The organism is Aliirhizobium sp. YIM B11859, assembly GCF_057163345.1.
The window spans coordinates 230,092-243,301 of the sequence record NZ_JBXHAY010000004.1 but is presented as its reverse complement, the minus strand read 5'-3'; the positions used below and the strand labels follow the sequence as shown (position 1 = coordinate 243,301).

At 59.9% G+C, this 13,210-nt stretch carries 10 protein-coding genes; 5 read left to right on the top strand and 5 right to left on the bottom strand.

Features of this window, described 5'->3' with window-relative positions:
- From AC2GXZ_RS17600 to AC2GXZ_RS17590, 3 genes are read right to left on the bottom strand one after another with little or no spacing between them, the layout of a single operon-like run.
- Positions 1-2,934, bottom strand: coding sequence for a hypothetical protein (locus AC2GXZ_RS17600; RefSeq protein ID WP_483760485.1), 2,934 nt, complete (start codon positions 2,932-2,934; stop codon positions 1-3).
- 50 nt (positions 2,935-2,984) lie between these two features.
- Positions 2,985-4,277, bottom strand: coding sequence for a S1 family peptidase (locus tag AC2GXZ_RS17595; protein ID WP_483760484.1), 1,293 nt, complete (start codon positions 4,275-4,277; stop codon positions 2,985-2,987).
- Positions 4,267-5,418 (bottom strand): hypothetical protein, encoded by a 1,152-nt coding sequence (locus AC2GXZ_RS17590; protein WP_483760483.1) that lies wholly within the window; start codon positions 5,416-5,418, stop codon positions 4,267-4,269. Before AC2GXZ_RS17590 ends, AC2GXZ_RS17595 begins: the two co-directional genes overlap by 11 nt.
- Positions 5,419-5,531: 113 nt before the next feature.
- On the opposite strand from AC2GXZ_RS17590, the gene AC2GXZ_RS17585 reads away from it, so the two are divergent.
- From AC2GXZ_RS17585 to AC2GXZ_RS17565, 5 genes are read left to right on the top strand one after another with little or no spacing between them, the layout of a single operon-like run.
- Positions 5,532-7,082: a hypothetical protein gene (locus tag AC2GXZ_RS17585; protein ID WP_483760482.1), complete on the top strand. Its 1,551-nt coding sequence runs from the start codon at positions 5,532-5,534 to the stop codon at positions 7,080-7,082.
- Positions 7,072-7,989 carry a hypothetical protein gene (locus tag AC2GXZ_RS17580; protein ID WP_483760481.1) on the top strand — a complete coding sequence of 306 codons (918 nt, stop codon included), beginning with the start codon at positions 7,072-7,074 and terminating at the stop codon, positions 7,987-7,989. Before AC2GXZ_RS17585 ends, AC2GXZ_RS17580 begins: the two co-directional genes overlap by 11 nt.
- Positions 7,990-8,005: 16 nt before the next feature.
- Positions 8,006-8,710, top strand: a complete 705-nt coding sequence (locus tag AC2GXZ_RS17575) for a hypothetical protein (RefSeq protein ID WP_483760480.1) — start codon at positions 8,006-8,008, stop codon at positions 8,708-8,710.
- On the top strand, positions 8,710-9,234 hold the full coding sequence (locus AC2GXZ_RS17570) for a hypothetical protein (RefSeq protein WP_483760479.1): 525 nt from the start codon (positions 8,710-8,712) through the stop codon (positions 9,232-9,234). Before AC2GXZ_RS17575 ends, AC2GXZ_RS17570 begins: the two co-directional genes overlap by 1 nt.
- An 18-nt stretch (positions 9,235-9,252) precedes the next feature.
- Positions 9,253-11,481, top strand: a complete 2,229-nt coding sequence (locus AC2GXZ_RS17565; RefSeq protein WP_483760478.1) for a phosphotransferase family protein — start codon at positions 9,253-9,255, stop codon at positions 11,479-11,481.
- 74 nt (positions 11,482-11,555) lie between these two features.
- On the opposite strand, the gene AC2GXZ_RS17560 is transcribed toward AC2GXZ_RS17565, so the two are convergent.
- Both AC2GXZ_RS17560 and AC2GXZ_RS17555 read right to left on the bottom strand, forming a co-directional pair.
- On the bottom strand, positions 11,556-12,383 hold the full coding sequence (locus AC2GXZ_RS17560) for an inositol monophosphatase family protein (RefSeq protein ID WP_483760477.1): 828 nt from the start codon (positions 12,381-12,383) through the stop codon (positions 11,556-11,558).
- Positions 12,380-13,210, bottom strand: a complete 831-nt coding sequence (locus tag AC2GXZ_RS17555) for a glycerophosphodiester phosphodiesterase family protein (RefSeq protein WP_483760476.1) — start codon at positions 13,208-13,210, stop codon at positions 12,380-12,382. The genes AC2GXZ_RS17560 and AC2GXZ_RS17555 overlap by 4 nt, the downstream gene beginning before the upstream one ends.

Below are 13,210 nucleotides of genomic sequence, written 5' to 3'. Positions count from 1 at the left end.
TCAGTGTCGCAACCGCTCGATATGCCGCCGTAGTCTGGTGATCGCTTCGGCCTTTGCCTTGTAAAATTCCGCAGCGACAGGGTCTCCAAGCGCGGCGGCATGGTCCTCCAGCGCGTTTCTGGTGACTGTTTGCAGTATGGTCAGGGCTTCGATCAGGCCTGCCAGCACGTCGCGCGGAACGCCGTTGCTCAGTTTCTTAAGCATCGCGGTGAAGTTTTCAGCGGGTTCAGAGCCGGCCGCGATCGACCCGACACCGAACATCTGAAAACGCCAGTGGAGAAGGACGGCAGCCCGGAACACCCCATAAAGTCGGATAAGCGCCTCGCCGGCCGGCGAAACGTGGGAGAAATCCGTGATCGCATGTAGCCGATCAGGCAATTCATCGACGGTCCGCAGCGGTTCGGCGCCACAGTTGATGCACAGGCTGCGGAGCATCCTTTGCTCATGCTCGCGTCTGTCGATGGCAAGCCATGCAACCGCCTTCGACGGCACGCCATCCAGCAATACATAGATACAGTCGCGCAACCGGTGTGCGGCATCGTCCACTGCCAACCGGTTCAGGCTTCGCTCCAGCCAGAGCGCGGGCGGACATGCAAAAAAGCCTGTCACCAGTCTTTTGAGGACGTAGTCGTCCGTTTCTCCGGGGTAGCGCTGTTCCACCACGGGAACAGGATTGCCTTGTCCCACAACCTGGGCCGTGTATCGGCGCCCCTGCATTGCGTCGTAACTCAAAAGATTGCCGTCCGCAGGCGGCCAGCGAATATCGAAATTCAGCAGAAGCTCGATGATGCCATCGGTAACGCCATGCCAGAATGACGGTATATCGCAATCTCCCTCATCCAGGACCCGAAGTATTTTCTCCGCCTGCTCCAACTCGCCGAAGGCTGCGCCGATCGCGTCGGTGCGCATGTTGAGATAGTGCGAAAACAGGTGACGAACCGCCCGCAGCTTGGGATCTTCAATGCGGACGGATCTGCGGATCAGAGCGTAGAGGTCTCGACGATCCACCGCGCCGGGTGGGCGGGGGTCCATCAACAGAATTCCGACGCAAACACCGACGACGAAGTTAGCGACCCAATTCTGATCCTTGAGAAGGGTTGCCAGCAGGCCGTTTTCCTCCTCTGCAAGGTCGCGACGGATATTGTCTGCATCGACGATCTGCCGGCAGGCATTGGAAAACAGGGTTATGGTTCGCGCCATCTGCCAGCCAGCCTCACGCGCATGCTCGGCCGTCTTTTTCGAATTATCGGCCTGCAGAATGTCGGCAATCAGAGTGGCACTGTCGGTGGCGCTCGTCCTGACGTGTTCCACTAGTTCGCTCAGCGCCTGCGCCTCCATGATATGTGGCAGAAACGGCCGGAATGTGTGTTCCGCCAACCATTTGACCAGGAGATGATTTTCGAAGCTTGCGGAGAGATGGATCTTCGCGGAGGCCAGTATGTCGATGAGCGCCGCATTTTCCACGAAGTCCTGCAGATCCAGACCCTGGATATTTACGATCAGGCTTTTGGCGAGACTTGCTGCCTGGTTTGGGGCATTTTCCCCGATGAACGCGGCAAGCGGAAAGCCGCCCCACTTCCCAGAGAGCTTGAGGCAACCACCATCCACTACGATGTCGTATTCGCGGCACAGGCGATCGAAATAACGTTCGAAATAGTCTCCCAACCGAGGCATTTCCGGCGCAGGATCGACCTTTTCGTCTTCCGACGCCGGAGATGCCGGCAGATCCAACCGGTCCTGCGGCATGAGTTCAGACGGCCTCAACGGCATGTTCAGATCAACCGTGGCACGAACGACCCTCATAAACTGATGGCCGGGGAGTGTTCTGCAGAACGCGGCACTGAACAGGATTGCCTGTCGCAAGACGACAGGACCGCAGGGAAAGGTTCCGGTGCTCTCGCTTTTCGACGGATCGAGAAGCCCGAACGCCTCGGATACCCATCTGCCACGCTGTGCCCAGGTCGCCTCGATATCGTAGCCGTCATCCGCCAGCAATCGTTGAAGGCGCGTCTGGAGCTCTCCAGCACCCGTTGCCTCCTGCAGACCGGCTGCCAGTTGCTGAAGACGACCGCGTTCGCGCACGTCGTCTTCAGGGCCGCACCATGCCGTTTCCCGCTCCATCTGCAGCAACAAGCGGCTGTCTATGCGGCTTAGGCTGAAGTCGCTCCTGCCGGCACGACGAAAAATCTCCGGCAGTGCCCAAGGCAAGGGCATGATGCGCGTATCGGCATTCACCACCCTGCTCATCGGATGGGCGCTCGCCAAATCGAAACCAATGATCAGGCGCTTGCCAAGCGCAAGCATGAGACGCGAGAGCGGATCTTCATCGCAAAGTGTCGCCTTTTCCCAGCCGCGCATGCGCATAGCGTCGGGCAGGAGAAAAACGATGACTTCACCCGTCAGATTCCCGGATGCGTGGTATCGCGAGATCGCCTCAGCCAAAAGAGCAGGAGAGTTTCCCGCCGCAAGATCCCCCTGATAGGACGCGATGATGACTGCCTTCTCGTCGCCTTCTGCCAGAATTTGCGCAAGCGCCAAAAGCGGGGCAGCATCCGCGGAGCGAAGGGCAAGACCGGCGATCGGTTGCGGCCGTCCGTCGAGCCCCTGGCCAACCAAGCTGCCGGCGACATGCATCAGATGGCGAAGGAAAGTCGACCCTTCCTCGGCAAGATAGGAGGCGAATTCTAAAAGGTCCGCTCCGCCCTCGGCATCGACAAGCTGAAAGACATAAGCCGAGCGATCATCCTCAGATTGTGGCGCCCTGCTCGGACTGGACTTGAAGCTGCCACTCCCCTCATCCGCCGCTGGCAGCTCGGATATCTCGGTTCGCCTCTTTCTGTCATCCCGAGCACCGATCGATGCATGGCCGTCCGTCGCATTTTCAATGGGATCAGTGACAGCAATAGCCTCTTCATTCGCCGTCACGGTCGACATTTCGCCCTCAAAGTCAGTTTCTATACCCGGCAAAGATTTTGCACCGTCGCTCATCCGATCGCCATTCCGTCCCAGAGATCGAGAGACAAGCGGGGCCGCAGCAGCGCCCGGCCCCGGCGGGAAGACGACCGCGCTAGCGAACTCTCGCGCCTCGGCCTTAAGTCCGCACCACTGAAAAAGGCTTTTGACAACGAACCTTCAGCAATCCATTCGAGCGCCGGCTCGGGTCCGACAGCGAAGCCGCCGGCCTTGTGCAACTGCCAGATTGCGAAGGGCAGATTGGCAATACGATCGAACTGGTCGCCCGGTGTTTCGACAGAACAGGCTTCGAACCGGGCGGCGATCGCAACGAGCCCAGCCATTGCCGGAGGTGCGACATCAAAGCCTGTCGTGGCAGATAACAAGCTGCAGACCCTGTCTGCCTCATCCGCGCTGAACTCTGCCAGACAAAGCCTGCGGGCCTCCTGAAGGATCGGGGTGCGAGAAATACCGAGCAAGGCATCAACGTCGGCGAGTGTCAGAGGCTGCGAGGCCATATACTCGGCTCCCATCTGTCGAGGTTGGCCGGCCGGCACCGTTAGATCAGCTCCCGCGTTGGCGCTGCGGATCCACTGGATCCCTCCTTCCGCCTGCCCGATCGGGGTCGTAAACGCATGCGCGAGACCGAAGGCCGGCCCATACCAATCTACTGGTGCCGAAATCTGCCGCAGGAAGGCGAAAATTTCCCGATCACGGATGCCACGGACATAATCGACGGTGTTTCCTCCCAGTGCCAGCATTCCGACAAGCCGGTAACCTTCGGCCGTCTGGGCGAAGATCGGCCCACCACTCATCCCCGGCGCTGCGTCCCCGGAAAAGGAGGATACCTTGCTGTCGGAATTCTCGTTCGCGCGCGGTGAAAGCGCATTCGAGGCGATCCGGAAAGAGCCATTGCTGGCGCGCGCCATTCCAAGTGCCGTGAGCGGCATCGATTTTCCCAAGGCGAGATCGCCTGCAGGCGGAGGAAGGCGGACCGGGACTCGGATCGGCTGATCGAGGCGCAACAGCACCATATCGATCGCAGCATCTACAGCCAAAAGGCACGCTTCGCGATACACCCCGTCAAAAAGGCGCACGGTGACCTTGATGCGCCCAATATCCTTCGCCAGCTGGATATTGGCGTCACGCCGCTCCTCGTGGGTCAATTCCCGATCGTATGCCCGGTGGAAGTAGTTGATATCCACAACATGCGCGCAGGTCAGGATATGACGATCTCCGAGCACCATGCCCGATCCATGCCCCAGCGAGCTTTCCCGCGGCGTGATAAGCGCAAGACATTGGTAAAGGTTCGCGTCAAAGGGCATTCAGACGCCTCGAAACCTTATGGAGAAGCTCTTCGATCTGCGGCTGCGCGAACATGGTCCGGCCGTTTGAAAGGGCATCTCGGATTGCGATCAGCATCGCCTCGGGCCCATCACTTTTGGTGATATCCTCAAGCAGCAGGAACAGTTCGCTGCGGGCGCGTGCGCCATCTGTCGATGCGCCAAGGCCGATCAATTCATCGAAAGACTGAAATCGCGCCCATGCGGCGATCGCCTGACCGAGATAAATCTTGGCGAGAGCCGCCACAGGCGTGCCGATACCGAGCCCGCGCGCTGCATCGGATCCCGCCAGCGCCTGCCATGCCACAATGTCTGCCTGCCGCGACACGATCGCTTCCGTCAGGTAGGCGTCACCGACAGGCCGGCCGTGTTCGAGCCATCTGTCGCAGTCCGGTTTGAGCGCATCCGCGACTTCGCGATGCCACATGGCCAGCTCGCCATGCTTTGCCGGCAGCACGGCAAATCGCTGGGTGCTTGCCTTGCGTGCCTGGTGATAAAGCTGCCAAAGCGGCTTCGCGGGCGGTTGAGTTCCCGGCCAAAGAGCGATTTCCACCAGAGGAAGCGGGATCGACGCGCAAAGGCCCGAATTACCGTGGCGATAGGGATCGACCTCAGCAATGCAGGTGGTGAGGAGATGCTGCAGTAGCCGGCTGTTTTCCCTGTCTTCGAGCGACACGGAGCCTATAGTCGGATTGAAACGGGAAAAGTCCCCGATCGTATTTGCGGTAATGCCTGCCGTGCCTTCTTCCTGAAACGGCACAACAAAGACCTGTTCGTTCTCCAGCGGCATTTCGGCCATGACGAGTGTCGGCCTGCAATGCCTGCCCCACCGCGTCTGCAGGCCAGTGAGCACCGCCCCATCAAGTATGACTTCCATGCGGTGAAAGCTCCCATGGAGCGGAGCGATACATCTGTAAGAGGAGAAACCCAGCGTCGCATCCAGCTCCGCTCCCAGGATCAACTGGCCACTCGTCTCGCTGCGGCTGATGGCGGTAAGCGTCACCCGTGCGGTGGTCGAAACATCGCCGATCGGGCGCGCTGGGCGATCCAGCACACGTTTCGGGACCGAGCCCAGCTTCAGAAGCCGTCCTATCAATCCGGAGCTCTCGACCATCGTCGCCATATCACATTATCAATTTTAGATTGCATTTAAATAAATATAAACTCATGGATTGATCAAGTCCCCCACACATACTATTGGTGAATTTATTTTCACGATCCGATCAGGGATGCGCCATGAAGAAGACTGGCCTCGCGGCAATGCTTGGAGCGCTTGCGATCACGATTGCAGCCCTGGGCCTGTTTGACCGGCGCCATCTCGAGATGTTGGCCCCCGTTTTCGCATCGCAGCTTGCGTTATGGTCGGCAGGCGGCGTCTTCTTCGGTTCACTCTTCCTGGCGGCGGGGCTGGCAGCGGCCGGACTGCGCAGAGAACGCGAGGAACTCGCGGTCATTGCCTTTGTCGACAGGCGTATCCACGACTATCTCCACCACGACCCGACCCTCTATCGTCATACATCGCCGGATCTTGCGGCATCCGGCCTGCTTGGCGACAATGACGAGGATACAGCCCGCAGGCTCTCGACTTATACCGGGCGCATCCTGTCCATCCTGCACAACGATGCCCGCTTCTTCCGCTACGAGCCGGCGCATCTCGCCATACGCGCCGAGGAGCAAGGCATCAGGGCGTTTTCCTACCGGATCGCCTCGGTCCAGACGGTAGCGATCCGCACCGGCATTCTCGGCACGTTTGTCGGTCTGATCCTGTCACTTCAACAGGTCCAGCAGGTCTTTGTTCTGCGCGGCGCACAGATGGGCGCGAGCAGCAACATGCAACAGGTCGCCGAATTCGGAAACATGATGCAACGCGTCAGCGACCTGATGGGCGATGTCGTCGAGGGACTGACCCTGGCCTTCGGGACCTCGATCGCCGGCATTGTCGCTTCGATCTTCATTGCGTTGCTCGCATCACTTGCGCGGTCGCGGGAAGCCAGGCTGATCAGCGGGATCCAACGGCTTGCAATCAACGCACAGAGGTTTTTCAGGAACATCTCGACGGGCAACGAGGAATTGGTGCGCACCGCGGAGGATCTGCGTGAAGCACTGAAGGACAATATCCGCGCGCTCGCAGACATGCGCTCCGATATCCACGGACATGCCGGCAGGCTGGACGCCACCGCAAAGATAGTGGCCGACGGTCTTTCGGAACCGGTGCTGCTGTTCGCTCGCCAGAGTTCGGACATCAAGGCCGTGCTCGAACAGGGCCGTGATGCGACCCGGCATGCAAGCGAGATCGCTGAAAAAATGCGATCCATCGAGACGATGGCGTCGCAACGAATGGAGCAGCTGATCACCGACGTCGGCCGACACGTTGCGGAAAGTGCCACCTCGCTTGAAAGCGCCATGGAGAAAAGCCGTGAAACGACCAATGCGGCGCTGAACGGCATCGCATTGTCGCTGTCGACAGGCCTGTCCAGAACGAACGACGCGCTCTCCGCCGGACTGCACGAGACGCTGCGCGACAGTCTCGCGCGTGGCATTTCCAATGGTGTCGAGAAAAATCTGTCCGGTTCGGGCGCCATTGTCGGCGCTATGATCACCAGGTTGCAACGTGACGGCGCGCGTCAGGCGCGGCGCGCCTTCGTGGCGTATATCGTCGCGGTCGCGGCAATTTCTGCGGGCCAGATCGCAATGCGCGAATGGGACGGCATTCGGCAAATTCTGCCGTTCGCCAAGGCTTCTCCCGCAGCTGTGGTGGCAGGCGGAGGGCCGACCGATGGACGTTAGCCTTCCTGAACCACTCGAGGACGCCTACGGACCGGGATCGGACCTGATGATATCGCTGTTTGCCATCGCGATCCTGCTGCTCGGCATTGTCGGCATAGGCCAGCAGATTGATCAGGCCGCCTCGGCCCTGGCGTCTCCGGAAGCGACCGCGGAAAAGCTGCCGCGCAAGTCTCAAAATCTCGCTTCTCGCCAGGCGCTGGAAGAACAGGCAAGACTGGTGGCACTGGCACAGACCGAAACCGAACGCCTGAAACGCGAGAACGATCTGCAGGCGCAGGAGCTGGCGGAAAAAAGCAGATTGCTTTCGATGGCCAACGAGACCCTGTCGCAGGTCGAGCTACGGCTGGAAGCGCTCAAGAACCAGGCCTCGCCCGGCCATCTGGACATCGGGCATTTTTCCATCCCGATCAAACCGCTGGCGCCTTTCTATGCCGAGGGGCAGAGGCTGAGTGTGCCATTTGGCGACGACATGCGCCAGCGCATGGCAGCGAGGGCAAACCCTATGCCGCCAGGCACCAACGAGATCGTCATAGAGACATTCCTGCCACCGCAGATCCTAGCGCTGGCGCCGCCAGGTCTTGGCAAGAACGAGGCAATAACCGCCGTCTATCTGCTCAGTGCCAAGCTTGCCCAGGCCTATCGGGAAGCATTGTCGGCTGCCGGCATTCCGCTGGCCTGCATCAGGGTCATCCCCGGCAGCTTCGAGACGGCGCCGGAAATACGTCGCAGCATCATGAGCGAGACCGGCGATGCCAGGCGGGCCTTCGACGAGATGGCGACCTACTACCGCGGCCTCTCTCCGGCTGAAATCACCGAAGCCAAAGCGACTGTCGACATCCGTCTCGGCAGCGCAAAAGACGGGCTGTGTAGTCCCGATCTCCTGGCCAAACTCTTTCGAGATCTCTGACAAGACTGGAGGCACAATGCATTTCGGCAGAATCTTCAAAATCGTGGCAGCCCTGTTTGTGAGCCTCGTGCTCGTCTCCTGCCAGACCTCGGCTACCGATCTGGAAGGCAGCAACGCATCCGGTCGAAGCGGCGGCATCGGCTCAGGTCGGTTGGCAGGCCAGACAGCTGACTACCGGCGCACAGTCACGGAAGGTGCGGCGGCCGGTGCCATGATTGGTGCGGTTGGTGCTGCAGCAGTGACGGCTCTCAGCGGAGGCGACGGGAGGCAGGTCGCGCGCAACGCGCTGATCGGCGGCATCATCGGAACGCTGGTGGGCGGCAGCGTCGGACAGGGCGTGGCGGAAAAGAAAAAAAGCTACGTGCGCCAGGAAGACGAACTGACCGCCGTCATCCGGCAGGCCCGTGCCAACAATGCCAAGCTTTCCGGAATGGTTTCCACGGCCAACTCTCTCGTCATCAGGCGGCGTCAGCAGGCGGCGGCGCTCGGCAAAACCAATGCGCGTGAGAGGGCCGCCCTCCGGGCTGCGATTTCCGACGATAAGGGTGCGATCTCCGACGCGATCCGCGCAGCAGAAAGAGAGATTGCCCAACTCGAATCCCTCAAGACCCGCGTTTCAGGCGGTTCGTCGCTGAACCCGCAGATCAATTCGGCCGAGCATGGCAAGGAGCGGCTCATCGAGAGCCGTGCAACCCTGACCGATGTCGAGGAGAAGCTCTGATGCGGGTGGCATTAAGTTGGAAAGAGCTGTTGCTTTTCGGCCTGGGAGTGCTGACCGGATGTTGCTCCGACGTCAGCACCGATCCTCGCGAGGGTGGCCTACGGGGTGGCGCATGTGGCACCGCGACCGGCGCCTATGAACAGCGGGTCGCCTCGCTGACAACACGGGCAAACGCATTGGATACGGCGAATGCCCGCCTGAATGCCGCGTTGAGGGCAAGCAACCAGCGGGTCTCGGCCCTGGACAGGGAAATAGCTGCCAAGCGCTCCGAGCTTTCGCGCATAAGGGCGGACCTCCAAAGCCTTCGAGATCTACAGACACAGAACCAGGACCTGCGCACCCAGATCGCCGTATCGCTGGCCGAAGCCGCGCGTCGGGAGCGGCTGGTCATGGCCATCGAGCAGGGCATTCGCAATGCGAATAACGACTTGAAGCGCGAGGAGGCCGCGCGGCAGGCGCAGGAGGTGCCGGTCAGTGACCTGATCCAGCAGGTGAAGAACCTGCGGGCGTCCATCAACCAGTAGAGACGGGAGCGCGACATAATGACGGATCAGGAAAGATACCTGAAGGATGTGTTGACCGAAGCGATCAGCGCACTTCTGCAGGAGACGGATGAAGAAGGTGACGCCGTTCCACCTGAGCGGGAGGAAATCAAGCGGATGGCGGACGGTATCGCCAAAGACCTGATCGAGTCGGTCGTCGCCAAGGGCCTGCCGGTGGCCAAGCTGGAGATCGAGGGCAAGTCGCTTTCAGGCGGCAACACCGCCGATGTCGTGGCCTTCTACAAATTCCAGGCGCCTTTCGCCTTCAAGCTCGACCGGAAAGAAGAGAAGCTGGCGAAAGAAGCGATAACTATGAACCTCATCCGCGGCAATGCCAAGCTTCACGACGACTACCGCAAGGCATGGCCTGTGGTCTATGCGGTTCGCGACACTCCACCCTATGCCTATCTGATGGAATTCTTTCCACCCGGTGACGGCTGGGTATCGCTTGAAGACAGGTTCTTCCCGAAACCGGGAAAGTCCGTCAGCGGCTCTCCGCCGGAACTGACGGAGCATGCGTTGAACGTCATGTTTCTTGGCTTCTCCTCAAGCAAGAACAAACGCGCCATACCGAGCATTCGGGAAGACTATCTCGGGCGGATTATAGAACGACTGAACAAGACGGCCGCATTCGACCCGCGCTTCAGATCTCGACCGCTGGAAATCAATGGCGAGTGTTATGCACCATGGCAATCTTACTTAGATCTGATCCAGCGGAACTCAGCCTATCTGGATCGCATCGCCGCTCCTTTCTCCACCGTCGTCCATGGCGACCCGAACCCCGGCAACATCCTTCTGCGGAGAGAAGGCGGCAAGCTGGAGCTGAAATTCATCGACCCGAAGGAATGGCTGAATGGCGACTATCTCTTCGATATCGCCAAGCTCACTCATTTCGTTGAAAATACCGGCCCCATGGAAAAGCCCTATGACGGACAGGGCTTCAAGGTGGACTACAGATCGACCGACGCTGATGGTGCCAGCCTCAGCTATCGCATCAATGCTGCGCTCTGGACGCCGGATCTCGTCAGGATTTGCCTCAAGAAGGTTGCCGAGTTCGCCAATGAACATGGTGACCGCTTCTGGGAGGCCCGATACGAACTTGCCATGGCAGCCAACCTGTTAGGGCTGCCGCAGGGCCGCCTGGAAAAGACACCCTCGCGCGAGGATGTCGCGCTGGCGCTTTATGGCGAAGGGATGAAATGGCTTGCCCGCTTCTGCGCCCGGCTGGAAGACCCTGTCAGTATCCCCGGTCCGGTGACGGCGATCGCTTGCCCAGGCGAGGTGGAGCCGGAAAGCCTGCGCAGGTTCAGGGATGACGTTCGGGCAAGAATTCCCGACCTCACCGAAACGCTGGACCGACGTGGCTTCCGGCTGCTGCACTGGAAACCGGTCCGGCCGAATGACAAGAACAAGCCTGTCGAACTTTCGCTTGAACACGAGGGACGTCTGCGTCCGCTGACGGACAACTCCATTCGACGGCTACGCAATGCACTTCACCAGTTTGGCCACGGCAAGGCAGGCGAACTTCTGCTAGGGCCGGACAGCCGCTTTGCCGCTCTCGCCGTCGAGCGCTTTGACCGCGCTCCCGGCCCGCAAAGCGTCGACCTCTATTATGACGACCCCGCATCGGCGCTCGAAAACGGCCTGATCGCTGCCGGTTTCACGCTGCGTCAGCGATTGATGTCGAGCAAGTTCATGACCTGGGGTGCGCCGATGGGTGCGAACATGCACCCGCTCAATCTTGAACTGCCCTCCGTCCGCTATGGCACAAGCGCAGTGATCGCCCGGCTGGAGTTCAACTGGATCGACGATCTGCAGATGGGGACCGATGACCTGATGAACTCAAGTGCCGACGGCCGCGAAGATTTACGCAATCCACTCTTTCTGGCATCGAAGACAGGCAAATTCCCTAGCGTGCGTTTCGAACCGGTCATCTCGCACACCGTCTTTCGAGAAAAGTTCGCGCTCAAGGACCTGTCGCTGGCAGAGGATAAGCAGGAGGAGTTTTATATCAATATCGATGACATCACCGCACAATCCCTGAAGACGGGTCATGTCGTGCATCACACGGAAGTCGATATCGCCCCCTGCCGCATCGTTGATGAGGCAATGCTGTCAGACCTTCTCAAGCTGACGGAGGAACTCTGCCTGCGCTACGAGCTGGGTGCGGCGCGGTCCACCAAGGCTTTCGCCGACGCCGCACATCTATCAACACGATCAACCCTATGATCCTTGGATCATTTCAATCCTCAACGCCTTCCCGGTGGTCGGGATTCAGAAAGATCCGATAGACCCGCTGCCGCCTAGGTGGACAACGCGGCCTTCACATCACTCCAGGATGCTTTGTCAGGTGCTGCCAGCAAATGCCCGTTTGTCATCGTTGGCCGGTATGGCTCACCTGCCATCGTCGCCGCATATCCTCCGGCTTCCGCGTGGATGAGCACGCCGGCGGCATGATCCCACGGCTTCAGGCTTTCGTTGAGGCAGAAGCTCATCGCACCGGTTGCCATCATGCGGTATTCCCAGGCAGAGCAACGCCAGGTGGTGACGCGCAGGAAGCGCAGCACGCGTGGTGCCATTTCCTTCTGCAGGTTGGGCTCGAACATGTGCAGCGGAATAAATCCATGCATCTCGTCGATGGGCGTCGGCGCGGCAACGGAAAGCCGCGTCCGCATACCGTCCGCTGCGATATGCCAGGCCCCCTCACCGCGGCGCGCGACGAGGAAATCGCCGAGGACCGGGTAATGGATCAGCCCGGCAATGGTCTCTCCACCGGAGACGATCGCAAGAATGCTGCCGAACATCGGCGTGCCATGGGCAAAATGCCAGGTACCGTCGACCGGATCGATGACGGCTGCCAGATCGGCTTCCGCCAGACGTTTGAGGATGGAAGCATCGTCCGACACGGCCTCCTCGCCGACGATCGCGATGCCCGGCAGACGTTCACCGAGCCGCTTGCTGATAAAGGCCTCGGAGGCGATATCCGCATCCGTGACGATATCATCGGCCATGGTCTTGGCGCGAATGGTATCCGACGTAACGGAGCGGAAGCGCGGGAGAATTTCGACTTCGGCCGCCTCCCGCATATCGCTCATCAGGGCATTGAGCAGGTCGTCGCTGACAGTCTTCATGCGTGGCGTCCTTCGATATAGGCTTTCAGCGCTTCCGGCTCGTCGGTCTGGAAAACACTGATTCCGGCATCCATCAGCCGGCCCCAGATGCTGTCTGGATCAATCAGTGCCGTCTTGTCCACCCAGTCGCCGCTGGCAACCATGTTGAGGGTGTTTGTCCACAACGCCATGCCGGCGTCACGGAACATCTGACGGTTGTCGGCGATCGTCTCGATCCGGTCGAAACGGATCTCGCACATGAAGGGCCTGAGCTCGGAAAGCAGCGCCATGGTGTCGTGAATGCCGTCTTCGGTGAAACGCGCCATCGCCATGAACGGCACACCGTCGATATTCTGGGCGCGAACCCAGTCGAGTTCCTCACGCGCCATCACGCGGGTCTTCAGATCGACATAATGCGCCGCATTCATCTCACGGGCGCAGGCGGCGACTTCAGGAAACAGACCGCGATCCTTGAGATCGAGATCTGCGAAGATACGACCGCGGATAATTTCAAGTGCCTGTTTCAACGTCGGAATACGCTGATCGGTCGTCGCGCGATGTTCGCCGCCATCGTCTTCGCGCAAGGCGATCGCCTGAAGTTCGGCGATGGTGAAGGTTTCGGCATCCCGGTCGATACCCGCCATGCGCAACAGCGTATCGTCATGCATGATGAACAGCTCGCCATCGCTGCTCTTGCGGATATCAAGTTCGACGATATCCGCGCCGACGGCGATTGCTCGTTCGATCGCGGCGAGGCTGTTTTCCGGCGCACCATGCCAGGCGCCGCGATGAGCAACGATCGCAGGCGCGCGTTTTGGATCGGCAATATGGTCCTTGTAATGTGTCAT